The 23,038-nt window shown below is 70.9% G+C and carries 19 protein-coding genes; 11 read left to right on the forward strand and 8 right to left on the reverse strand.

The window, feature by feature from the left end:
* Nucleotides 1-64 precede the first annotated feature (64 nt).
* A complete protein-coding gene (locus IE278_RS35160) occupies nt 65-1,045 on the forward strand; it encodes a hypothetical protein (RefSeq protein WP_189778595.1) in 981 nt (326 codons plus the stop codon).
* On the opposite strand, the gene IE278_RS35165 is transcribed toward IE278_RS35160, so the two are convergent.
* The 7 genes from IE278_RS35165 to rhaI all read right to left on the reverse strand — a co-directional run bounded on the left by IE278_RS35165 (nt 1,012) and on the right by rhaI (nt 10,215).
* Nucleotides 1,012-2,166 (reverse strand): ABC transporter ATP-binding protein, encoded by a 1,155-nt coding sequence (locus IE278_RS35165; RefSeq protein ID WP_189778597.1) that lies wholly within the window; start codon nt 2,164-2,166, stop codon nt 1,012-1,014. The genes IE278_RS35160 and IE278_RS35165 overlap by 34 nt on opposite strands.
* A 33-nt stretch (nt 2,167-2,199) precedes the next feature.
* Entirely contained in the window at nt 2,200-2,850 is a 651-nt protein-coding gene (locus IE278_RS35170) for a LutC/YkgG family protein (RefSeq protein ID WP_246571169.1), read from the reverse strand.
* Nucleotides 2,847-4,394, reverse strand: a complete 1,548-nt coding sequence (locus tag IE278_RS35175; protein ID WP_246571172.1) for a LutB/LldF family L-lactate oxidation iron-sulfur protein — start codon at nt 4,392-4,394, stop codon at nt 2,847-2,849. Before IE278_RS35175 ends, IE278_RS35170 begins: the two co-directional genes overlap by 4 nt.
* Complete coding sequence (locus tag IE278_RS35180) at nt 4,391-5,143, reverse strand: (Fe-S)-binding protein (RefSeq protein WP_189778599.1); 753 nt, start codon at nt 5,141-5,143, stop codon at nt 4,391-4,393. Before IE278_RS35180 ends, IE278_RS35175 begins: the two co-directional genes overlap by 4 nt.
* A gap of 167 nt (nt 5,144-5,310) precedes the next feature.
* Nucleotides 5,311-6,747: a rhamnulokinase gene (locus IE278_RS35185; protein WP_189778667.1), complete on the reverse strand. Its 1,437-nt coding sequence runs from the start codon at nt 6,745-6,747 to the stop codon at nt 5,311-5,313.
* Nucleotides 6,748-6,770: 23 nt separating this feature from the next.
* Nucleotides 6,771-8,810, reverse strand: coding sequence for a bifunctional aldolase/short-chain dehydrogenase (locus tag IE278_RS35190; protein ID WP_189778602.1), 2,040 nt, complete (start codon nt 8,808-8,810; stop codon nt 6,771-6,773).
* 244 nt (nt 8,811-9,054) lie between these two features.
* The gene (gene rhaI, locus IE278_RS35195; protein ID WP_189778604.1) at nt 9,055-10,215 is read right to left on the reverse strand and encodes an L-rhamnose isomerase; all 1,161 of its coding nucleotides are present in this window, start codon (nt 10,213-10,215) and stop codon (nt 9,055-9,057) included.
* 294 nt (nt 10,216-10,509) lie between these two features.
* Here rhaI and IE278_RS35200 point away from each other — a divergent pair, with 294 nt between their 5' ends.
* From IE278_RS35200 to IE278_RS35245, 10 genes are all read left to right on the forward strand, one after another.
* Nucleotides 10,510-12,027: a sugar ABC transporter ATP-binding protein gene (locus IE278_RS35200; protein ID WP_189778606.1), complete on the forward strand. Its 1,518-nt coding sequence runs from the start codon at nt 10,510-10,512 to the stop codon at nt 12,025-12,027.
* Nucleotides 12,024-13,064, forward strand: a complete 1,041-nt coding sequence (locus tag IE278_RS35205; RefSeq protein WP_189778608.1) for an ABC transporter permease — start codon at nt 12,024-12,026, stop codon at nt 13,062-13,064. The genes IE278_RS35200 and IE278_RS35205 overlap by 4 nt, the downstream gene beginning before the upstream one ends.
* Nucleotides 13,057-14,049, forward strand: a complete 993-nt coding sequence (locus IE278_RS35210) for an ABC transporter permease (RefSeq protein ID WP_189778610.1) — start codon at nt 13,057-13,059, stop codon at nt 14,047-14,049. The genes IE278_RS35205 and IE278_RS35210 overlap by 8 nt, the downstream gene beginning before the upstream one ends.
* A gap of 74 nt (nt 14,050-14,123) precedes the next feature.
* A complete protein-coding gene (gene rhaS / locus IE278_RS35215; protein ID WP_189778612.1) occupies nt 14,124-15,209 on the forward strand; it encodes a rhamnose ABC transporter substrate-binding protein in 1,086 nt (361 codons plus the stop codon).
* Nucleotides 15,210-15,299: 90 nt separating this feature from the next.
* Nucleotides 15,300-15,620 carry an L-rhamnose mutarotase gene (locus IE278_RS35220; RefSeq protein WP_189778614.1) on the forward strand — a complete coding sequence of 107 codons (321 nt, stop codon included), beginning with the start codon at nt 15,300-15,302 and terminating at the stop codon, nt 15,618-15,620.
* Nucleotides 15,621-15,705: 85 nt separating this feature from the next.
* Complete coding sequence (locus IE278_RS35225; RefSeq protein WP_189778616.1) at nt 15,706-17,127, forward strand: BNR repeat-containing protein; 1,422 nt, start codon at nt 15,706-15,708, stop codon at nt 17,125-17,127.
* Nucleotides 17,128-17,206: 79 nt separating this feature from the next.
* Nucleotides 17,207-18,232 carry a LacI family DNA-binding transcriptional regulator gene (locus tag IE278_RS35230; protein WP_189778618.1) on the forward strand — a complete coding sequence of 342 codons (1,026 nt, stop codon included), beginning with the start codon at nt 17,207-17,209 and terminating at the stop codon, nt 18,230-18,232.
* Between the two features lie 168 nt (nt 18,233-18,400).
* On the forward strand, nt 18,401-19,702 hold the full coding sequence (locus IE278_RS35235; RefSeq protein ID WP_189778620.1) for an alpha/beta fold hydrolase: 1,302 nt from the start codon (nt 18,401-18,403) through the stop codon (nt 19,700-19,702).
* 80 nt (nt 19,703-19,782) lie between these two features.
* Nucleotides 19,783-20,559 (forward strand): SDR family NAD(P)-dependent oxidoreductase, encoded by a 777-nt coding sequence (locus tag IE278_RS35240; protein WP_189778622.1) that lies wholly within the window; start codon nt 19,783-19,785, stop codon nt 20,557-20,559.
* A 78-nt stretch (nt 20,560-20,637) separates the two neighbouring features.
* Nucleotides 20,638-21,477: a pentapeptide repeat-containing protein gene (locus tag IE278_RS35245; protein ID WP_189778624.1), complete on the forward strand. Its 840-nt coding sequence runs from the start codon at nt 20,638-20,640 to the stop codon at nt 21,475-21,477.
* Here IE278_RS35245 and IE278_RS35250 read toward each other — a convergent pair.
* Complete coding sequence (locus IE278_RS35250) at nt 21,445-22,995, reverse strand: cytochrome P450 (RefSeq protein ID WP_189778632.1); 1,551 nt, start codon at nt 22,993-22,995, stop codon at nt 21,445-21,447. The genes IE278_RS35245 and IE278_RS35250 overlap by 33 nt on opposite strands.
* Nucleotides 22,996-23,038: the final 43 nt, after the last annotated feature.

Consider the following 23,038-nt stretch of genomic DNA (forward strand, 5'->3'; position numbering starts at 1 on the left):
TCGGTACACGTCTTACATGGAAAACGGGGGATACCGCCCGACGAGGCGGGAGAGATTATCCGAAATGATGGTGGGAGCGGCCACGCTCGAAAAGCCCAGGCTGCTGAGCGAACTGGATTCCCTGCCCTGCGACGGCTACCAGAAGCTGTGCAGGACGTTCCCGAAGCAGCACCTGGAACTGCAGCGGCTGTACGGGGTCTCCCAGCGGGCCTTCGAGAGGGAGACCAGGGTCTCGCTGATGGCCACCGTGGAGTACGCGCTCCGCAGTGCGCTCGCCTCTCCGCAACTCGACGAGAAGCAGTACAGCGCCGGCCTGGAGGACTACCTCGACAAGGAGATCGCCGGCATCCGGGCCAGGGTCCGCCAGGACAGAGCGGTCGCCGTCAGCCGCGGGCTCAACGTCGGGCTCTCCAGCGGACTGCTGCTCAGTCTCGTGCTGCTCAGCCTCCCGCTGATGGCGGGCGCGTGGGGGTGGCTCGGGCACCTGGGCATCACCTTGAACTGCAGCGACCGCTGGACGCTCATGGGTGTCTTCCTCAGCGGCGGCGCCGGGGCGTTCGGCGCGGTGTTCAGCGTGCTGGCGCGGCTGCGCAACAGCGGGGACGAACTGACCCGCCGCAAGACCAACGGCCACAGCGCGGCGGTCGTGCCGGGTCAGATGGCACGGAGCATGCGGCACGAGGGCGTCTACCGGGTGGTCATCGGATGGGTCCTCGGCATCGCCGTGTTCCTGTTGCTGAGCGCCGAGTTCGCCCAGGTGATCGAGATCCCGGCCGCGACGGACGACATCTGCGGGGGGCGCGAGGAGGCAAGCACCTCGTTCTGGGTCTTCTGGTGCGCCATCGGCTTCCTGTCGGGCTTCAACGAACGATGGACGTTCGGCCTGCTGAACCGCTCGTCCCGTTCCTACGGCGCGGACGGCCGCGACGACCGGGACAGCAGGGACGACAGGGACAGCCGGGACGGCAGGGACGACGAGGACAGCACGGGCAGGGGCAGGAGGACGAGGGCTCAGGCGTCCGCCACCGAGTCGAAGTCCACCTGACCCCGCGGCACACCGAGCGCGTCCGCGTCCACCGAGCGGCGCAGCGCCTCGTGCAGTTTCGCCGGGGTCAGTACGCCGAGGAAGCGCGCCCCGTCGAGCACGGCCACCCAGCCGGCGTCGTGCTGGAGCATCACGCCGAAGGCCTGCTTGAGCGGGGCGCCCACCGGGACCCAGGACTTCATCCGGTGGACGAGGGCGGCCACCGTGCCGCCCCCGGCCAGTTCCTCGACACCCACCCAGCCGTGCAGATCGTCCTCCGCGTCCAGGACGACCGCCCAGCGAGCGCCCTCCGCGCGCAGCCGGCCGGCGGCCCGGTCGGCGGGCTCGTCGAGGCGGACGACCGGCGGCTGCTCCAGGTCGTCGGGCTCGATCTCGGTGACCGACAGCCGCTTCAGGCCCCGGTCGGCGCCCACGAACTCCGCCACGTACGGGGTCGCCGGGGTGCCCAGTACCGCCCCGGGCGTGTCGTACTGCTCGATGCGGCCCTGCCCGTACACGGCGATGCGGTCGCCGAGCCGTACGGCCTCCTCGATGTCGTGCGTGACCAGCAGCACCGTCTTGCGCACGGCCGCCTGCATACGCAGGAACTCGTCCTGCAACTGCTCGCGCACCACCGGGTCGACCGCCCCGAAGGGCTCGTCCATCAGCAGGACGGGCGGGTCGGCGGCCAGGGCCCGCGCCACGCCGACCCGCTGGCGCTGGCCGCCGGAGAGCTGGTCCGGATAGCGCGGGCCGAACGTCTTCGGGTCCAGCCCCACGAGGTCGAGCAGTTCGGCGGCCCGTGCCCGCGCCTTCGTCTTCTTCCAGCCGACGAGGGTGGGTACGGTCGCCGTGTTGTCGAGGACCGTGCGGTGCGGGAACAGGCCCACCTGCTGGATCACGTAACCGATCCGGCGGCGCAGCAGCACCGGGTCGACCGTCGCGATGTCCTCGCCGTCGACGAGGATCCGGCCCGAGGTCGGCTCGATGAGACGGTTGACCATCATCATGGTCGTCGTCTTGCCGCAGCCGGACGGGCCCACGAGCGTGACGAGTTCGCCCTCGGACACCTCGAAGGAGAGCCCGTCCACAGCGGTCGTACCGTCCGGATAGCGCTTGGTGACCTGTTCGAACCGGATCATGCCTTCACGCTAACCGCGTCCGTCACTCCCCGCTCATTCTCCGCTCACCAGCACCACCTCAAGGGTGCGCGGACCGTGCACCCCCTCGACCCGGTCGAGTTCGATGTCACTGGTGGCGGACGGGCCCGAGATCCAGGTCAGCGGGCGGGCCGGATCGAGGCGCTCCAGGCCCTGGGGCACGGAGGTCACCACCTGGTCGGGCACGCGGACGACACAGATGTGGTGGTCCGGGACCAGCGTGATCCGGCGGCGGCCCTGATCCGGGCTCCCGTCCAGCACGATGGTGCCGGTCTCGGCGATGGCGACGGCACACGCCGTGACCACACTGTCGACGCGGTCCAGTTCGTCCGGGGTGTTCGCGGCCGAGTCGGGCACCTGGGCGACCTCGGTGGCCGCGAGCCACCCGGGGTCCAGGCCCGTCGGTACGGAGACTGCCGTCGAACCCCGCTCGTCGAGGAGCCGGGCGATCGTCGCCGCCAGTTCGCCGGCCGCGCAGCGGTGCACGAGGGCCCGGTAGTCCGCCAGGTTCTCCGCCAGCAGATCCACCGTCCCGGCGACACTCCGGTGACCGTGCTCGCGCAGATACGGGCGCGCGAAGGCCTGGTCGTACGGCGTGTCGTCCGGCGGCACATCGGCCAGCGCACGCCGTACCCGGGCCAGGATCAGATCCCTGCTGCCACTCACTTCGAGGTGTCCTTTCCGCCCGGAAGTCCGCCCGGAGGTCCGCCCTGAGGTCCACCCTGCGGTCCGTCCTGGGGCCGCTGTCCGCTCCGCGTCCGCTGCCACCAGTCGCGGAACGGCTCCGCGGGCACCGCCGGCAGCGACCGGGTCTCGCTCCACGCCTTGCCGGGGCCCGGCAGCGTCCGCGGGTGGAAGCGACGCGTGCGGGACGCCACCCGCTGGCCGGTGCGCAGCGCGCCCGGATGACTGAACGCCCACCGGGCGGCACGCATCGCCGCACGCTCGGCGGCATGCCCCTTCGCGGGCTTGAGCACGACCTTGGCGCCCTCGCGGGTCACGGTGCCGCCCTGCACGACCCGTTCCCGCAAGTGCACCAGCACCTCCGGGATGTCGATCGCCACCGGGCACACGTCGTAGCAGGCGCCGCACAGCGAGGACGCGTACGGGAGTGAGGCGTCGATCTCGCTCTGGGTGCCCCGCAGTTGAGGGCTGAGGATCGCGCCGATCGGGCCCGGGTAGACCGAGCCGTACGCGTGCCCGCCCGCCCGCTCGTACACCGGGCAGACATTGAGACACGCCGAGCAGCGGATGCAGCGCAGCGCCTGGCGTCCGACCTCGTCGGCCAGCGTGTCGGTGCGTCCGTTGTCGATGAGCACCAGATGAAAGTCCTGCGGCCCGTCCTCGTCGGTGGTGCCCGTCCACGTCGAGGTGTACGGGTTCATGCGCTCGGCCGTCGAGGAGCGGGGGAGGGTCTGCAGGAAGACCTCCAGGTCCTGCCAGGTCGGCACGATCTTCTCGATGCCGACGACCGAGATCAGTGTCTCGGGCAGGGTCAGGCACATCCGGCCGTTGCCCTCGGACTCCACCACGACCAGCGTGCCCGTCTCGGCGACCATGAAGTTGGCGCCGGACACACCGACCTTGGCGCGCAGGAACTTCTCCCGCAGGTGCAGGCGGGCCGCGTCCGCGAGTTCGGCGGGTGTGTCGGTCAGGCCCTCCGGCGCCGGGCGGCCCCACTCGCTCATCTCGCGCGCGAAGATGTCCCGGATCTCGCCGCGGTTGCGGTGGATGGCCGGGACGAGGATGTGCGAGGGCCGGTCCTTGCCCAACTGCACGATCAGCTCGGCGAGATCGGTCTCGTAGGCGTGGATGCCCTCGGCTTCGAGCGCTTCGTTGAGGCCGATCTCCTGCGTGGCCATCGACTTGACCTTGACGACCTCGCTCTCACCGGTCGCCTTGACGAGGTACGTCACGATCCGGTTGGCCTCGTCCGCGTCGGCGGCCCAGTGCACGGTGCCGCCCGCCGCCGTGACCGACTCCTCCAACTGCACGAGATAACGGTCGAGATGACGGAGGGTGTGGTCCTTGATCTGCTTGCCGGCCTCGCGCAGCTCGGCCCAGTCGGAGACCTCCGCGACCGCCTTCGCGCGCTTGGCGCGGATGGTGTGCGTCGCGTGCCGCAGATTGCCGCGCAGCGTCTGGTTGTGGACGGCCTCGTGCGCGGCCTTCGGAAAGGCCGGCATCCCGAGATACGTGCCACCGCTCATGCCCGCTCCTCCTCCGTGCTCGCCAGGATCTCCGCGATGTGTACCGGGCGCATGCCCGTCCTGAGCCGGGTCATGGTGCCGCCGATGTGCATGAGACAGGAGTTGTCGGCGGCGCACAGCACGTCGGCGCCCGTCGACTCGGCGTTGCGGACCTTGTCGGCCCCCATCGCCGCCGAGACATCGGAGTTCTTGAGCGCGAAGGTGCCACCGAAGCCGCAGCACTCGTCGGCGCCCGGCAGCTCTTTCAGCTCAAGTCCCTTGACGGACTGGAGCAGTCGGCGCGGCCGGTCGCCGAGCCCCAGGCTGCGCAGTCCGTGGCAGGTCGGGTGGTAGGTGACGGTGTGCGGGTAGTACGCGCCCACGTCGGTCACCTCGAGCACGTCCACCAGGAACTCGGTCAGCTCGTAGGTCTTCGGCACGACCGGTGCGAGGGTCGTGGCGAGACCGTCGCCCCGGCCCTCCGCGCGGGCCCGCTCACCCATCCGGGGATACAGCTCGCGCACCATCGCGCCGCACGACCCGGAGGGCGTCACGATCGCGTCGTACTCGCCGAACACATCGGAGAAGTGCCGGGCCAGTGGTTCGGCCTCGTGGCGGTATCCGGTGTTGTAGTGCGCCTGCCCGCAGCAGGTCTGCGCCATCGGGAAGTCGACGTCGACGCCCAGCCTGGTCAGCAGCTTCACGACGGCTCGGCCTGTGTCCGGGTACAGCGTGTCGTTGACACAGGTCAGGAACAGGGCGACACGCATCGCGGCTCCTATAGATCATTCATCGGATGGGTACACGGTACGCGGCGCGGGGTCCTGCCGGAATGAGCGGTGACCCCACTGTGGGTCTTCGGTTGCCGGCAGACCGTGGCTGGGCGCGCAGTTCCCCGCGCCCCTTGCGGGGCGCCTGTGCTGGGCGGAATCTCATGTCATCGGCCCGGGAGTCGGGCCTCGGCCGTCTGCCAGGCCGCCGTGGTGCCCTGGGGCTCGTAGCGGGTCAATTGCTGCGTACGGACCAGTAGTTGGCGCATCTCGGTGCGGTCGCCCGTCTGGCCGTTGGCGCGGGCCTGGACCAGGACGTTGCCCAGGGCCGCCGCCTCGGGTGGGCCCGCCACGACCGGGAGGCCGCAGGCGTCGGCGGTGAGGCGGCACAGCAGGGCGTTGCGGGCGCCGCCGCCGACGATGTGCACGACGTCGACCGGGTGGTCGGCCAGCTCCTGCGCCTGGCGGACGGCCCGGCGGTGGGCGAGCGCGAGCGAGTCGAGGATGCACCGGGTGATCTCGGCGCGCGACCCGGGCACGGGCTGCCCCGACGCGCGGCAGGCGTCGGCGATCCGGGACGGCATCCGGCCGGGCGCCAGGAACTCCGCGTCCCCCGCGTCCACGACGGACCGCAGCGCCGGCACCTCGGCCGCGGCGGCCAGCAGCTCCCCGAGGTCGGGGTTGCCCCACTCCCGCAGGCACTCCTGGAGCAGCCACAGGCCCATGATGTTCCGCAGATAGCGGACCGTGCCGTCCAGGCCCAGCTCGTTGGTGAAGTTCGCGGCACGGCTCGCCTCGGTGAGGACGGGCGCCGTCAGCTCCAGGCCCACCAGCGACCAGGTGCCGGTGCAGATGTACGCGAACCGCTCGTTCACGGCCGGTACGGCGGCCACCGCGGAGGCGGTGTCGTGCGAACCGACGGTCGTCACCGGGACCGGACCCGTCAGCCCGGTCTCCTCCAGGACGTCCGGCCGCAGCAGTCCGGCCGGGTCGCCGGGCCGCCGCAGCGGCGCGAACAGCTCCAGGTCGATGCCGAGGCGGGCCGCGACGTCGTACGACCAGTCGCCCGTACGCGGATCGATCAGCTGGGTGGTGGAGGCGTTGGTCAGCTCCGTGCCCGCCTCACCCGTCAGCCAGTACGTCAGCAGGTCCGGGATGAGCAACAGGCGCTTGGCGTGCGCGAGTTGGGTGGAGGAGCCGGCCGCCACCAGCTGGTACAGGGTGTTGAAGGGCGCGTACTGGAGTCCGGTGGCCGCGTACAGCTCGGCGGCGGGCACGGTGGCCCACACCTTCTCCGCGACGCCCTGGGTACGGGTGTCGCGGTAGTGCACCGGGTTGCCGAGCAGCGCCCCGTCGGCGTCGAGCAGGCCGTAGTCGACGGCCCAGCTGTCGATGCCGACCGAGTCGACGTGCCCCGCCGCGCGCAGCCCGTCGAGGACCCCCGCGTACAGGGAGAGGATGTCCCAGCGCAGGCCCTCGGGCGTACGCACGGGCCGGTTCGGGAAGCGGTGGGCCTCCGTCAGCTCCAGCGAGTCGGGGCCGACGCGGCCGACCATGACACGTCCGCTGGACGCGCCGAGGTCGACCGCGGCGTACGACTTCACAGCCGTCTCCCGGGTGGGACCGGTCATCGGAGGAACGCGGCGGCGACGCCGGCGTCGACCGGGACGTGCAGACCGGTGGTGTGTGTGAGGTCGCCGCCCGTCAGCGCGAACACGGCGTTGGCGACGTGCTCGGGCAGGACCTCGCGCTTGAGGATGGTCCGCTGGGCGTAGAACTCGCCGAGCTTCTCCTCCTCGATGCCGTAGGTGGCGGCGCGCTGGGCACCCCAGCCGCCCGCGAAGATCCCGGAGCCGCGGACGACGCCGTCGGGGTTGACGCCGTTGACGCGGATGCCGTGCTCGCCCAGCTCTGCGGCGAGCAGGCGGACCTGGTGGGCCTGGTCGGCCTTGGTCGCCGAGTAGGCGATGTTGTTCGGGCCCGCGAAGACGGCGTTCTTGGACGCGATGTAGATGACATCCCCGCCGAGCCCCTGCGCGATCATCACCCGGGCCGCCTCGCGCGAGACGAGGAAGGAACCGCGGGCCATGATGTCGTGCTGGAGGTCCCAGTCCTTCGCCGTGGTCTCCAGGAGCGGCTTGGAGATGGAGATACCGGCGTTGTTCACGACGAGGTCGACACCGCCGAAGGCGAGGACCGCCGCCTTGAAGGCCTCGGCGATCTGCTCCTCGGAGGTCACGTCCACGGCGACGGCGACGGCCTTGTCGGGGCCGCCGAGCGCGGTGGCGACCTCGGCGGCGTTCTCCGCGTTGAGGTCCGCGATCACGACACAGGCGCCCTCGGCGACGAGCCGCTCGGCGATCGCCTTGCCGATACCGCTGCCGGCGCCGGTCACGAGCGCGACCCGCGTGGCGAGCGGCTTGGCCTTCGGCATGCGCTGGAGCTTGGCTTCCTCAAGGGCCCAGTACTCGATGCGGAACTTCTCGGACTCCTCGATCGGCGCGTACGTCGAGACGGCCTCGGCGCCGCGCATCACGTTGATGGCGTTGACGTAGAACTCGCCGGCGACGCGCGCGGTCTGCTTGTCCTTGCCGAAGGAGAACATGCCGACACCGGGGATCAGCACGATCGCCGGGTCCGCGCCGCGCATGGCGGGGGAGTCGGCGTCGGCGTGCCGCTGGTAGTAGGCCGCGTACTCGTCGCGGTACTCGGCGTGCAGCTCCTTCAGCCGCGCGATCGCCTCGTTGAGGTCGGCGGTCGGCGGCAGGTCGAGGACGAGCGGCCTGACCTTCGTCCGCAGGAAGTGGTCGGGGCAGGAGGTGCCGAGGGCGGCGAGGCGCGGGTGCTCGGCGCTCGCCAGGAAGTCGAGGACGACCTCGGAGTCGGTGAAGTGCCCGACCTGGGGCCGGTCCTGCGAGGCGATCGACCGGATGACGGGCGCGAGGGCGGCGGCCCGCTCCCGCCGCTCGGCGTCACCGAGAGCCGCGTACCCGTCGATCGCCGGACCGAAGGGCTGGGCCTTGCCGCGCTCGACGAGGAACTCCTCGGCCCTGCGGATGATGTGCAGCGAGTTGCGCTCGCACTCCTCGGCGGTGGCGCCCCAGGCGGTGATGCCGTGCCCGCCGAGGACACAGCCGATCGCCTGCGGGTTGGCCTCCTTCACGGCGGCGATGTCCAGCCCCAGCTGGAAACCGGGCCGCCGCCACGGCACCCACACCACACTGTCCCCGAAGCACTCGGCGGTCAGCTTCTCCCCGTCGGCCGCGCAGGCGAGCGCGATCCCGGAGTCGGGATGCAGATGATCGACATGGGCGGCGTCCACGAGCCCGTGCATGGCGGTGTCGATGGAAGGCGCGGCCCCGCCCTTCCCGTGCAGGCAGTAGTCGAAGGCGGCGACCATCTCGTCCTCGCGCTCGACGCCCGGGTACACGTCCTTCAGCGCCAGCAGCCGGTCGAGCCGCAGCACGGCTAGCCCGCCCTCGGTGAGGGTCCCCAGGTCGCCCCCGGACCCCTTGACCCACATCAGCTCGACGTCCCCGCCGGTCACGGGATCGGCCCCGGTCCCCTTGGCGGACGTGTTCCCACCCGCGTAGTTGGTGTTACGAGGATCAGCACCGAGCCGATTGGACCGCCCGAGCAGAGCGGCAGCTTCAGGATGGGTAGCCATGTTCCAGTTCCTTAAAGAAGAGAGAGGAGAAAGCCCCGCGAGGGGTTCGGGGCTGTATCAGTTCGTGGCTCCGCCGCGGGACGCGCGACCGGCACCGGACCGCCGCCGGCCGGGCCCCGTCAGGGGCACGGGGCCGTATCGATGTGCGGCTCCGCCGCGGGGCACGGCCGGCCACAGCCGACCCGCGGTCGGCTCCCGGCCTCAGCCCCCACGGCGAGTGGACCGCCGAGACCGGAACAGAGGGCTACGCCCCCCAACCGGCCTGCTCCCCGCCCACCCGCTCAGCAGCGATCTTCTCCGCCCACCCGGACCGGTGATACGCCGCGATCGGGTCGGGGTCGAGCCCCAGCTCCTCCCGGACCTCGGCGACCAGCGGCCGCACATCCGTGTTGTACGCGTCCATCAGCACGGCGTTCGACGCGAGCACGTCCCCGCTCCGCTGCGCCGCGGCCAGCGCGTCCTGGTCGACGAGCAGCGCCTTCGCGGTCGCCTCCTGCACGTTCATCACGGAACGGATGATCGCCGGGATCTTCGCCTCGATGTTGTGGCACTGGTCGAGCATGAACGCCACGTCCGCCGTGAACCCCCCGCCCCGGATGACCTCGTACATGATCCGGAACAGCTGGAAGGGGTCGGCGGCGCCCACCATCAGGTCGTCGTCCGCGTAGAACCGCGAGTTGAAGTCGAACGCGCCGAGCTTCCCCTCCCGCAGCAGCGTGGCGACGATGAACTCGATGTTGGTGCCCGGCGCGTGGTGCCCGGTGTCGACGACGACCTGCGCCTTGGGGCCGAGCTTCAGGCAGTGGGCGTACGCCGTGCCCCAGTCCGGTACGTCGGTCGCGTAGAAGGCCGGCTCGAAGAACTTGTACTCAAGGAGCATCCGCTGGTCGTCGCCGAGACGCTCGTACACCTGGGCGAGGGCCTCGGAGAGGCGGTCCTGGCGGTCCCGGAGGTCGTCCTGGCCGGGATAGTTCGTACCGTCCGCGAACCACAGCTTCAGGTCCTTCGAACCCGTGGCGTCCATGATGTCGACGCATTCCAGCAGATGGCCCACGGCCTTCCTGCGCACCGCGGCGTCCGGGTGGCAGACGCTGCCCAGCTTGTAGTCGTCGTCCTGGAAGGTGTTGGAGTTGATCGCGCCGAGGGTCAGCCCGCGCTCCTCGGCGTGCTTCGCGAGCGCCGCGTAGTCCTCGACCCGGTCCCAGGGGATGTGCATCGCCACGGTGGGCGCGGCCCCCGTGAACTCGTGCACCTTCGCCGCGTCGTCCAGCTTTTCGAAAGGATTGCGGGGAACCCCGGGCTGCGCGAACACCTTGAAGCGGGTTCCCGAGTTCCCGTACGCCCACGACGGCGTCTCTACTGCCTGGGTCTTGAGGGCGGCCTTCACCGCGGCGAGCTCGGTCACTTCGGGGCTCCTGTGACTTCCGTTGTGGCATCGGGTCCGAATTGCTTCCGAACCACTTCTGAACAGCGCGGCTCTGAAACGATTCAGAAGGCAGAAGTTATGAGCCCCCCGAAGGGCTGTCAACCCCTCCGGCGCGTACGCCTTGCCGTGACTCGGTTGTGACCTTTGGCTATCGAAAATTTCGGCCGGTACCCATTGACGTGACCTGGGCTACATGTCTAACGTCCCGGCAACCTAGTTGAAACCTTTCACGACGTCGTGAGGCCGCATCGCCCGCGTCGTTGAGGAGCCCTCATGACCCACCGGTCCGACGCGGATCCGGCCCCCGTGCTGGCACTCAAGGACATCTCGAAGTCCTTCGGCGCCGTACGCGCCCTGCGGGACGTGTCCCTGGAACTCTTCCCCGGCGAGGTGCACGCACTCGCCGGAGAGAACGGCGCGGGCAAGTCGACCCTCATCAAGACGCTCGCCGGCGTGCACCGACCGGACGCCGGTCAGGTGCTCCTGGACGGCGAGCCCACCCTCTTCCACGGTCCCGCCGACGCCCGCGACGCGGGTATCGCGGTGATCTACCAGGAGCCGACCCTCTTTCCCGACCTGTCGATCGCCGAGAACATCTTCATGGGGCGCCAGCCCCGGCGCGCTCTCGGCCGCATCGACCACAAGGCCACGCACGCCGCGACCCTGGCCCTCATGAAGCGCCTCGGGGTCGAGCTCGACCCCGACCGCCCCGCGCGCGGCCTGTCCATCGCGGACCAGCAGATCGTCGAGATCGCCAAGGCGCTCTCCTTCGACGCCCGCGTCCTGATCATGGACGAGCCGACCGCCGCCCTCACCGGCAGCGAGGTGGCCCGCCTCTTCGGAGTGGTCCGCACGCTGCGTGAGCAGGGCTCGGCCGTGCTGTTCATCTCGCACCGGCTGGAAGAGATCTTCCAGATCTGCCAGCAGGTCACCACCCTGCGCGACGGCGCCCTGATCTCCAGTGAACCGCTCGACGGCATGACCGAGGAGGACCTCGTCCGCCGTATGGTCGGCCGCGACCTCGACGAGCTCTACCCCAAGCAGGACGTCCGGGCGGGCGAGGTCGCGCTGAGCGTCCGCCGTCTGACCCGCGAGGGCGTCTTCACCGACGTCTCCTTCGACGTCCGCCGCGGTGAGATCGTCGGCCTCGCCGGACTCGTCGGCGCCGGGCGCACGGAGGTCGCCCGGGCCGTCTTCGGCGTCGACCGCTGGGACGCCGGAGAGGTCGAGCTCGACGGGAAGAAGCTGACGAACGGCGCGCCCTCCATGGCCATGGCCGCGGGTCTCGCCCTCGTCCCCGAGGACCGCCGCGCCCAGGGCCTGGTGATGGACATGTCCATCGAGCGCAACATCGGCCTCACCGGACTGCGCAAGACCGTCAGGGCAGGGCTGATGGACCGGGGCGCCGAGCGCAGCCGCTCCCTCGACTGGGCCGTCAAGCTCCAGGTCAAGTACGCCCGCATCGCCGACACCGTCAACACCCTGTCCGGCGGCAACCAGCAGAAGGTCGTCCTCGCCAAGTGGCTCGCCACCGGCCCCAAGGTGCTGATCGTCGACGAGCCGACCCGAGGCATCGACGTCGGTACGAAGGCCGAGGTGCACCGCCTCCTCAGCCAGCTGGCCGCCGACGGGGTCGCCGTCCTGATGATCTCCTCCGACCTGCCCGAGATCCTCGGCATGGCCGACCGGGTCCTCGTCATGCACGAGGGCCGGCTCACCGCCGAGATCGCACGTACCGACGCCACCGAGGAAACCGTGATGGCCGCAGCCACCGGGAGGGCAGCCGCGTGACGGTCACCGCTCCCAACCCCGCCCCCGCCGCGGAGGTGCCCAAGTCCAGCGGCACCCGGCTGGTGGACCGCGTCTTCAAGATGCGCGAACTCGCCATCCTGCTGGTCTTCCTGGTGATGATCGTCATCACCCAGATCGGCAACAGCGACTTCCTGTCCGAGCAGGGCATCAAGGACCTCCTGCTGAACGCGACCATCCTCGTGCTGGTCGCCACCGGCCAGTCGCTGGTCGTCATCACCCGCAACGTCGACCTGTCCGTCGGCTCCACGCTCGGTATCAGCGCCTTCGCCGCCGGCACCTACCTGGAAGGCGGCGGCAACTCCGTCGTCGCCGTGATCCTGGCGGTCCTCCTCGGCATCGGTTGCGGCCTGGTCAACGGACTGCTCGTCAGCCTCGGCCAGGTACCCGCGCTCGTCGTCACCCTCGGCACGCTCTACATCATCCGGGGCATCGACTCCATCTGGGTCGGCTCCCGGCAGATCACCGCGGCGGGCCTGCCCGACGGCTTCATCGACTTCGGCTCCGGCGGCATCTCCGCCGTGCCGTACCTGGCCCTGATCGCCCTGCTGGTGCTGGTCGCGACCGCGTACTACCTCAAGCACTTCGGCAGCGGCCGCGAGCTGTACGCGCTCGGCTCCAACCCGGAGGCCGCCCGTCTCGCCGGTATCCCCGTGCGCAAGCGGATCCTCGCCGCGTACACCTTCTGCGGAGCCCTCGCGGGCCTCGCGGGCGCCCTGTACCTCGCCCGGTTCGGCAACGTCGACTCCGGCACCGGCAACGGCTACGAACTCACCGTCGTCAGCGCGGTCGTGGTCGGCGGTGTCGTCTTCACCGGCGGCTCCGGCAGCGTCTACGGAGCGGCCCTCGGCGCGCTGCTCCTCACCTCCATCAACAGCGTGCTGCCCGCCCTCGGCGTCAGCTCCGTCTGGGTGCTCGCCATCAACGGCATCCTGCTCATCCTCGCCATCGCGGTCGACCGGATCGTCGCCCTGCGCGTGGCGACCGCACTGAAGAAGAGGAACGCCCGCCATGGCTGACTCCGCTCTCACGCGCGCCGTCCGCTGGGACACGGTCGTCGGCGCCCTCCTGATCGTCGTCCTGCTGCTGTCCTTCACCACCGTGGACGGCTTCGGCAACGCGCTCAACCTGTCGTTCCTCATCGGCAACACGCTGCCCATCGCGCTGATCGCCCTGCCGATGACCATGCTCGTGGTGTCCGGCGAGATCGACCTCTCGGTGGCCTCCACGGCCGGCCTGTCCGGCGCCGTGATGGGCGCCCTGTGGAACCAGGGCATGACCATCGAGACGATCATCCCGATCTGTCTGCTCCTCGGAGTGGTGTGCGGGCTGATCAACGGGCTGCTGGTGACCCGCCTGGGACTGCCGTCCCTCGCCGTCACCATCGGCACCCTCGCCGCCTACCGGGGCATCGCGCAGATCGTGCTCGGCTCCGACGCGGTGACCGACTTCCCCTCCCAGTACCTGGACTTCGCGGCCGGCCGCCTCGGGGACACCTTCATCCCGTACGCGTTCCTGCCCTTCCTGGTGCTGCTCGCGATCGCCGTGGTCGCGCTGCACGCCACCCCGTTCGGGCGATCCCTGTTCGCGGTCGGCGCCAACGAGGAGGCCGCGCGGTTCGCCGGCATCCGCGTCAAGCGGCAGAAGCTGATCCTGTTCACCGTGACCGGCCTGATGGCCTCGCTGACGGGCATCTTCTGGGCACTGCACTACGCGAGCGCCCGCTACGACAACGCCACGGGACTCGAACTCTCCGTCGTGGCGGCCGTCCTGCTCGGCGGGATCGACTTCGACGGCGGCAAGGGGACGCTCGGCGGCGCGATCGCGGGTGTCTTCCTGCTCGGGGCCCTGCAGAACGTGATGAGCCTTCAGGACGTCTCCGCGCAGTCGCAGATCGTCGTCACCGGCATCCTGCTGGTGCTGTCCGTGCTCGGGCCGCGGGTCGCCCGGCAGATCTCCGTCGCACGGGCCGGGCGCCGGGCCGCGCAGAGTTCCACTGGTTAAGCGGTAACGCTCCGCTGGTCCGCGCCCCTTCGGGGCACCCCGCCGTACTCAACCCTCCTTGTAAAGGACCCACCATGCGTAAGTCATCCCTCCGTCGAGCCTGTGCGGTTCTCGCCGCGACCACCTCCCTGGCCCTGGCCCTCACCGCGTGCGGTGGCGGTACCTCCAAGGACGACGTCAAGGACGAGGGCGGCTCCAACGCGGCGGCCGGCAAGGCCGACCCGAACGCGGCCACCAAGAAGGGCCTGACCGTCGGCTTCCTGCCCAAGCAGGTCAACAACCCGTACTTCACCTCCTCCGACAAGGGCGGCGAGAAGGCCCTCACCGAGCTGGGCTCGAAGTACAAGGAGGTCGGCACCAACAGCGGTACCGACACCGCCGGACAGGTCTCCTACGTCAACACGCTCACCCAGCAGCAGGTCGACGCGATCGCCGTGTCCGCGCAGGACCCGGGCGCGCTGTGCACCTCGCTCAAGCAGGCCATGAAGAACGACATCAAGGTCGTCACCTACGACTCGGACACCAAGACCGACTGCCGCAACGCCTTCGTGTCGCAGGCCAGCGCCGAGGACCTGGGCCGTACCGAGGTGCAGCTCCTCGCCGAGCAGATCGACTACAAGGGCGAGATCGCGATCCTGTCCGCCGCGCAGACCGCGACGAACCAGAACACGTGGATCGACTTCATGAAGGACGAGCTGAAGGACCCGAAGTACAAGGACATCAAGCTCGTCAAGACCGCCTACGGCAACGACGACGCCCAGCAGTCCTTCCAGCAGACCCAGGGCCTGCTCCAGGAGTACCCGAAGCTGAAGGGGATCATCTCCCCGACCACGGTCGGCATCAAGGCCGCCGCCCAGTACCTGTCGGGCTCCAAGTACAAGGGCAAGGTCAAGCTGACCGGCCTCGGCACCCCGAACGACATGCGCAAGTACGTCAAGAACGGCACCGTCGAGGCGTTCGAGCTGTGGGACCCGGCGAAGCTCGGCGAGCTGGCCGCCCGCACCTCCGTCGCGCTGGTCTCCGGCCAGATCACCGGCAAGGAGGGCGAGACCTTCAAGGCCGGCGACATGGGCGAGTACACCATCGGCAAGGACGGCGTGATCAACCTCGGCAAGCCGACCGTGTTCAACGCCGAGAACATCGACCAGTTCGACTTCTGATCCCGGCGCCGGCAGCGGGGCCGCCCTGCGCGTCGCGGGCGGCCCGGCCGACGGCACAACACCCCCCCCACGACCCCGGAGTGGTACTTCATGCAGCGTGTCTGTTTCCTGCTCAAGGTCCGCGAGGACCGGCTCGACGAGTACCGCGAGAGACACACGACCGTGTGGCCCGAGATGCGGGAGGCGCTCTCGGCCACCGGCTGGCACAACTACTCGCTCTTCCTCCGCGAGGACGGCCTGCTGGTCGGCTACCTGGAGACCGAGGACTTCGCCGCCGCGCAGGCGGGCATGGAGGCCACCGGGGTCAACGCCCGCTGGCAGGCCGAGATGGCGCCGTTCTTCGAAGCACTGGACGGCGCCAGACCGGACGAGGCCATGAAACCGCTCACCGAGGTGTTCCACCTCGCCTGATGACCCGCCGACCCACTGACCCGAACACCGTGCTCTTCCCCAGCTCGTTCCCCTCCTCGTCCCCACACGCCAAGGAGCCCCGGACATGAAGAGACGCACCCTGCTCGCGACCGCCCTGCTCGGCACCGCGGCGGCCCCCGCCCTCGCCGGGACGGCCAGGGCGGCGGCCCCCGGCCCCTCGGTCACCCGGGCCGGGACCACCACACTCGACAGCCGGGCCATCTTCTTCGTCTCCTACGACGGCCTGGTCAACAACAACTCGTTCCAGAAGAACGCCCTGCTCACCCACAAGGGCTACCAGTACGCGGCCTGGTACACCGCCGACCGCAACGCCGTCGTCGGCCGCCGGGCGCTCGGCGCGAGCACCTGGTCGACCGTGAAGGCCGGACACACCCTGCGCTACGACGACTCCCACAACGTCATCTCCATGGGTGTGTCCAAGACCGACGGCCGCCTCCACCTCCACATGGACTCGCACAGCGACGGCTTCACCTACGTCAAGTCGGTGGCCGGGCTGATGGACAACCCCGCGGGCCTGACCTGGACCGCGAGCCGCTTCGGCGCGCCCCGGTCCACCCTCGACGGGCTCGCGCTCACCTCGCAGTTCACGTACCCGCAGTTCGTGTCCACGCCCGAGGGGAGACTCCAGCTCAGCTACCGCGCCGGGGTGTCCGGCAACGGCCGCAACGCCCTCGCCGAGTACGACGGCACGTCCTGGACCGCCCTCGGCGAGTGGAGCGCCTCCACCGGCACGTACACCAGCGAGCACGGCTCCAGCACCGTCCGCAACATGTACCTGCACGGCATCGACTACGACCGCGACGGCCGGCTGCACTCCTTCTTCACCTGGCGCGAGCAGAACAACGCGGTGATGTGCAACAGCGGGGGACTGACCAACCACGACACGGGTTACGTCTACTCCGACGACCGCGGCCGCACCTGGCGCAACGACGCGGGCACGGTCGTCGGCGCCACCGGCACCTCGAACACGGTCGCCGTCACCGACGGCGGTCTGGTGGTCGACGCGCTCAACCCGGACCACTCCCTGATGAACCAGGAGAGCCAGGCCACCGACTCCGCGGGCCGGCCGCACGCGATCATCAGCTACGTCCCCGGCCGCTTCGGCCAGTGCACCACGAACTACGTCGCCGACCGGACGGCCCACGGCCGCGCCTTCCACGTACGCAAGACCGCCACCGGCACCTGGCGCAAGACCGAGATACCCCTCGCCCTGAACTCCAGCCAGCGCACCCGGCTGGTTCTCGACAAGTACGACAACGCGTACGCGATCCTGCCGTACGGACGCATCGCCGCCGCGTCCGCCGCCTCCGGACACACCGACTGGACGACCCTGTTCGACGGCGCCGGGCTCGACGCCTTCGGCGAGGTGCTCGTCGACGAGACGCGGATCGCCCAGGACGGCGTACTGTCCGTCCTTTACCAGGTCAGGTCCAGCGGTACGACGCCCTCGGCACTGCGTGTCATCGACTTCGGACTGCCCGCGTGACGCAGTCCGTTCCGGGTGGGCACGCGGGTAATGTGACTGCGTGCCCACCACTCCCCGTTCTCCCGGAGGTAACCGCCTGATGGCCCAGTCGGTGGGTATCAAGGACGTCGCCCGAGTCGCCGGAGTCTCCGTCGGCACGGTCTCGAACGTCATCAACCGCCCTGACACGGTCGCCTCCGAGACCCGCGCCCGCGTGCTCTCCGCGATCGACCGGCTCGGCTACGTCCGCAGCGAGTCGGCGCGGCAGCTGCGCGCCGGACGCAGCCGGATCATGGGCCTGCTCGTCCTCGACATGGGCAACCCCTTCTTCGTGGACGTGGCGCGCGGCGCCGAGCGGGCGGCCCGCGAGGCCGGGCTCGGCGTGATGGTCTGCAACAGCGCGCAGAGCGCCGGCGAGGAGGCCGACTATCTGTCGCTCTTCGCCGAACAGCGCGTCCGGGGCGTCCTGTTGACCCCGGCCGACGCGACCGGACGCAACATAGAGGCGTTCCGCCGGCACGGCATCCCCTTCGTCCTCGTCGACCGCGTGGCCGAGGGCACCACCGAGTGCTCGGTGTCCGTCGACGACGTCGCGGGCGGCGCGCTCGCCGTACGGCACCTCATCGACGCGGGCCACCGCTCCATCGCGTACGTGAGCGGGCCGCCCGGACTCACCCAGGTCACCGACCGCCGCACGGGCGCCATGAACGCCCTCGGGGAGGCGGGACTCGGGCCTGAGTGCCTGCGCGAGCTGCCCACCGAGCGCCTCGACGTGGCCGCGGGCCGCGACGCGGGAGCCCGTCTCCTCGGGCTCGCCGACCGTCCGACCGCCGTCTTCTGCGCCAACGACCTGCTCGCCCTCGGTGTGCTGCAGGCGATGTTCGCGGCCGGGGTGAGCGTCCCGGACGACCTCGCGATCGTCGGCTACGACGACATCGAGTTCGCCGCGGCGGCGGCCGTCCCGCTGACCTCGGTGCGCCAGCCCGCCGTGACCATGGGCGCGCTCGCCGCGGAACTCCTCCTGGAGGAGACCGAGGCCGACGCGGCCCCCGGCGCGCACCAGCACCGGCGCGTGGTCCTCCAGCCGGAACTGGTGGTCCGGCGCTCCAGCCTCCCGCCGCGCTGAGGGGCGTTCCGGGCCGGGCGGCGGTGCTGAGCGGTTGTTCAGTACGTTCCAGTTCCCCGGCCTGATCGACCGGTCAGTACGCTTTTCTTGATCCCCGCCCTCGGCTCACCGAAGAACTTGTGCTGAACTGGTTCGCGGTCAGGAATCCGTCCGTCTCGGGAGCCCCTTTTGAGCACCAGTTACCGTCAGCCCGGTGTCGTCCTCAGCGACCGCCGGTTCACCGTGCCCCTCGATCACGACGCCCCCAGCGGCGAGACGATCGAGCTGTACGCCCGTGAAGTGGTCGCGAGCGACCAGGCGGACCAGGACCTGCCCTGGCTGGTGTACCTCCAGGGAGGACCCGGGTTCGGCGCCAACCGCTTCGTCGGCAAACAGGCCTGGCTGGGGCGCGCCCTGGAGGAGTACCGCGTCCTGCTCCTCGACCAGCGCGGCACCGGCAGCTCCACGCCCGCCAACCGGCAGACGCTCCCGCTGCGCGGCGGACCCCGCGAACAGGCCGACTACCTCGCCCTGTTCCGCGCCGACTCCATCGTTCGCGACTGCGAGGCGATCCGCCCGGCCGTCACCGGCGGCGCCCCCTGGGCCGTCCTCGGCCAGAGCTTCGGCGGCTTCTGCACGACCCACTACCTCTCCACCGCGCCCGAGGGCCTCAGCACGGCCCTGATCACGGGCGGGCTCCCGACCCTCGACGGCCACGCCGACGACGTCTACCGGGCCGCGTACCCGCGTATCGAGCGCAAGGTCGCCGCGCACTACGCGCGTTACCCCCAGGACATCGAGCGGGCCCGCCGGATCGCCGAGTACGTCCTGCTCAACGAGCCCGTCCTGAACGGCGGTTACCGGCTCACCGTCGAGGCCTTCCAGTCGCTCGGCATCATGCTCGGGGGGAGCGAGGGCAGCCACCGGCTGCACTACCTCCTGGAGAACGCCTTCGTCCGCACCGCCCAGGGCACGGCCCTCTCCGACGCCTTCCAGGAAGAGGCCCACTCCTTCCTCTCCTACGCCGGACATCCCCTGTACGCGCTGGTCCACGAGGCCTGCTACGCCCAGGGGGAGCGCCCCACCGCCTGGTCCGCCGAGCGGGTCCGCGCCGACTTCCCCCAGTTCGACGCCGCCAAGACCCTCGCGGGCGACGGCCCCGTCCTGTTCACCGGCGAGTCCGTCCATCCCTGGACCTTCGACTGCGACCCCGCCCTGCGCCCTCTGCGCGAGACCGCGGACCTGCTGGCGGAGCGCACCGACTGGCCCGTCCTGTACGACCCCGCCCGCCTCGCGGCCAACGAGGTCCCCGTCGCCGCGGCCGTCTACCACGACGACATGTACGTCGACACGGAGCACGCCCTGCGCACGGCCCGCACGATCCGCGGCCTGCGTACCTACGTCACGGACGAGTTCGAGCACGACGGCGTGCGCGCGGGCGGCCCCAGAGTCCTGGACCGCCTCCTGGCCCTGGCGAGGGACGAGGCATGAAGGCGCCGCGAGGGACGCGGGGAACGGCGCGCCCGGCCACATCGCACCCGCCGACGAACGCGCGTCCCTAGGCTGATCACATGAAGAGATTCGACGGCTACGGAGTACTGATCACGGGCGCGGGCCAGGGCATCGGCGAGGCGACAGCACGCCGCTTCGCCGCGGAAGGCGCGGGCGTGCTGGTCACGGACCGCGACGCGACCCGCGCCGAGCGGGTCGCCGACGCGATCGAGGCGGCAGGCGGCACGGCGGTCCCGTACGAGTGCGACGTCGCCGACCCCGCCGCCGTCGACGCGGCGGTCACCACGGCGATGGACTCCTTCGGCCGCCTGGACGTGCTGGTCAACAACGCCTACGCGTGCCACCCCGACCCCGCCTCCTTCGAGGAGCACGAGGACGGCCCCTGGTACGAGGACTTCGAGATCACCCTGCACGGCGCGTACCGCTGCATCCGCGCGGCGCTGCCGCACCTGGTGGCCGCGGGCGGGCGAGGGGCCGTCGTCAACATCGGCTCGGTCAACGCCGAGCAGCACTTCGGCTCCCACGCGTACAGCGCGGCGAAAGCCGCACTGGCCTCGCTCACCCGTACCGTCGCCGTCGAATCGGCCCCGCGGGGTGTCCGGGTGAACCTCGTCGAGCCAGGCACCATCCGTACCAACGCCTGGGACGGCCGGGGCGAGAACCTCGAACGGGCCACCGTCCACTACCCGTTGGGACGCGTCGGCGAGCCCGCCGACATCGCGTCCACCGTCGCCTTCCTGGCCTCGGCGGACGCGTCCTGGATCACCGGAGTGACACTGCCGGTCGACGGCGGCCTGCTGGTGAGCAACCTCGCGATGATCCGCGACATGTCGTAGGCCGGGCCCGGGCGGGTCGGCCGGACAGCGGGCACACCGCCTGACCAGGGCGGGCGCGCGCTGCGTACGCTGGCAGACATGCAAGACGAAACCGGTGGCACGGCCCCCGCCCGCACCGACCTGACGGCGGACTGCGGCCGGTGCTTCGGGCTGTGCTGTGTCGCGCTGCCCTTCGCCGCCTCGGCGGACTTCGCGATCGACAAGGCGGCCGGCAGCCCCTGCCGCAATCTGCGCGCCGACTTCGGCTGCGGCATCCACACGGAGCTGCGGCAGCGGGGCTTCAACGGCTGCACGGTCTACGACTGCTTCGGCGCCGGCCAGAAGGTCTCCCAGCTCACCTTCGGCGGCGAGGACTGGCGCTCGGGAAGCGGGGAGCACGCCCGGCAGATGTTCGACGTGTTCCATGCCGTACGGCAACTGCAGGAACTGCTCTGGTACCTCACCCAGGCGCTGGAGCTGCCCGCGGCCCGCCCGGTCCGTCCGGAGCTGCGCCGCGCGCTCGACCGCGTCGAGGCGCTCACCCGCCGCGAGCGGACGGAACTGGCCGGACTCGACGTGACGGCGGTCCGCCAGGACGTCAACGTCCTGCTGCTGCGCACCAGCGAACTGGCCCGCGCCGGACTCGGCCGGGGCAGGAAGAAGGAGCGCAGGGGCGCCGACCTGATGGGGGCCCGGCTCAAGGGCGCCGATCTGCGGGGCGCCAACCTCCGCGGCGCGTACCTCATCGCCGCCGACCTGACGGGCGCCGATCTGCGCTCGGCGGATCTGATCGGAGCCGACCTGCGCGACGCCGATCTCACGGACGCCGACCTGACCGGCGTCCTCTTCCTCACCCAGCCGCAGCTCAACGCCGCCAAGGGCAGCGCCGGCACCAGACTGCCGGCGTCATTCACCCGCCCCGCTCACTGGACACCGTGACGCCGACGGCACCGACGGCACCCCACTGGTCCTGACCCCGGAGGCCTCCGGCCCGGCGGCCGGGGCGGGAGCCGGTGCGGGGGAGCGGCGGTCCAGGCGCAGTGTCAGGCCCTGCGGCATCAGCGTGAGCCGTTCCGCCACCCGCAGCCGGTAGGCGGGGTCCGGCAGCAGCTCGTACCGGCGCAGCAGCAGCCCCAGCACGAGGGTCGCCTCGTGCAGCGCGAACTGCCGTCCGATGCAGGCCCGCGCGCCGGTGCCGAACGGCTTGAAGGTGTGGGCGGGCCGGGCCCGTACGGCTCCCGGCTCGAAGCGGTCCGGGTCGAACCTCTCCGTGTCGGGGCCCCAGGTGCCGGGATCGCGGTGCAGCAGCGGCATCAGGACCAGGGCCCACGCGCCCCGGCGCATCGGATGGACACCGCCCAGGACCGTGTCCTCACGGGCCTCGCGCGCGAACGCGGGCGCCGTCGGCCACAGCCGCAGCGCCTCGTCGAGTACGCGCCGTACGTACCGGAGCCTGGCGACCTGGTCGTAGGCCGGTTCCGTCGTGTCTCCCCACACGCGGTCCACCTCGGCACGGGCGCGGGCGGCGATCTCGGGGTGCCGCGCCAGATAGTGCAGGGCGAAGGAGAGCGCGCCCGAGGTCGTCTCGTGTCCGGCGATCAGGAAGGTGATGACCTGCCGGCGGACGTTCTCGGGGGTGAGACGCTCGCCGGTCTCCGGATGGGCGGTCCCCAGCATCCGGTCCAGCAGGTCGCCGTCACCGGCCGGCCCGTGCAGGCGCGTCTCGACGACGGCGTCGACCGTGCGGTTGAGGTACGCCACGTCGGCCCGGTTGCGGCGCGTCGCCCCGCGCATCAGCACCGGCGCCACCGGCGCGGGGACGACATTGAGGCGCTGCGCGTACGACAGGGCGCCCACCATGGCCGTGACGAAGGGGTGCGGCCGGGCGCGCTCGAAGGAGCCGAAGTCATGGCCGAAGCCGGTGCGGGCGATCGTCTCCAGCGTCAGCTTCGTCATGTCGCCGGGCACGTCGACGGCCCGTCCCGCGGCCTGTGCCGCGTCCCAGCGGTCGGTCAGCCGGGCGGCCACCCCCAGCATCATCGCGTGGTAGCCCTCCATGGCCTCACGGCTGAAGCCGGGCGCCAGCACGTCGTGCGCCAGCTGCCAGTTGGGCTCGTGGTTGTACGCCGTGAAGAGGCCGTCCCCGGCGACGGGACGGAGGTTGGCGACCCCCAGCCCCACATGCTTGGCGAACCGTGACTCGTCCGCCAGCTCGCCGGTGAGCCCCGCGCCCCAGACGAAGACGATCTCCTTGCCGAACCCCTTGCGCCGGAAGATCGGCCCGAGCCTCCGTCCGATGCGCAGCGAATCCTGCAGCGGCGTACGGAGGTTGGTCCCGACGGCGTCGCCGATCAGCGGCAGGCGGTAGGGCGGGTGCGGGATGCGGTGCAGCTCGGGCCAGCCCAGCTCCGCGCTGCGGAACCCCTTCGGCAACGCCGTCTCCCTGGTGCCCGCCATCGCGCCATCTCCTCTGTACCGACCGCCGGTTGCGCCTGTTGTA

This window comes from Streptomyces tauricus, from assembly GCF_014650955.1.
Classification (GTDB): Bacteria; Actinomycetota; Actinomycetes; order Streptomycetales; family Streptomycetaceae; genus Streptomyces; species Streptomyces tauricus.

What these genes read in the sequence shown, in the direction of transcription:
- IE278_RS35160 (WP_189778595.1), top strand. Translation starts at nt 65, where the DNA reads ATGATGGTGGGAGCGGCCACGCTCGAAAAGCCCAGGCTGCTGAGCGAA.
- IE278_RS35165 (WP_189778597.1), bottom strand. Translation starts at nt 2,166, where the DNA reads ATGATCCGGTTCGAACAGGTCACCAAGCGCTATCCGGACGGTACGACC.
- IE278_RS35175 (WP_246571172.1), bottom strand. Translation starts at nt 4,394, where the DNA reads ATGAGCGGTGGCACGTATCTCGGGATGCCGGCCTTTCCGAAGGCCGCG.
- IE278_RS35180 (WP_189778599.1), bottom strand. Translation starts at nt 5,143, where the DNA reads ATGCGTGTCGCCCTGTTCCTGACCTGTGTCAACGACACGCTGTACCCG.
- IE278_RS35190 (WP_189778602.1), bottom strand. Translation starts at nt 8,810, where the DNA reads ATGGCTACCCATCCTGAAGCTGCCGCTCTGCTCGGGCGGTCCAATCGG.
- IE278_RS35200 (WP_189778606.1), top strand. Translation starts at nt 10,510, where the DNA reads ATGACCCACCGGTCCGACGCGGATCCGGCCCCCGTGCTGGCACTCAAG.
- IE278_RS35210 (WP_189778610.1), top strand. Translation starts at nt 13,057, where the DNA reads ATGGCTGACTCCGCTCTCACGCGCGCCGTCCGCTGGGACACGGTCGTC.
- rhaS (WP_189778612.1), top strand. Translation starts at nt 14,124, where the DNA reads ATGCGTAAGTCATCCCTCCGTCGAGCCTGTGCGGTTCTCGCCGCGACC.
- IE278_RS35220 (WP_189778614.1), top strand. Translation starts at nt 15,300, where the DNA reads ATGCAGCGTGTCTGTTTCCTGCTCAAGGTCCGCGAGGACCGGCTCGAC.
- IE278_RS35225 (WP_189778616.1), top strand. Translation starts at nt 15,706, where the DNA reads ATGAAGAGACGCACCCTGCTCGCGACCGCCCTGCTCGGCACCGCGGCG.
- IE278_RS35230 (WP_189778618.1), top strand. Translation starts at nt 17,207, where the DNA reads ATGGCCCAGTCGGTGGGTATCAAGGACGTCGCCCGAGTCGCCGGAGTC.
- IE278_RS35240 (WP_189778622.1), top strand. Translation starts at nt 19,783, where the DNA reads ATGAAGAGATTCGACGGCTACGGAGTACTGATCACGGGCGCGGGCCAG.
- IE278_RS35245 (WP_189778624.1), top strand. Translation starts at nt 20,638, where the DNA reads ATGCAAGACGAAACCGGTGGCACGGCCCCCGCCCGCACCGACCTGACG.
- IE278_RS35250 (WP_189778632.1), bottom strand. Translation starts at nt 22,995, where the DNA reads ATGGCGGGCACCAGGGAGACGGCGTTGCCGAAGGGGTTCCGCAGCGCG.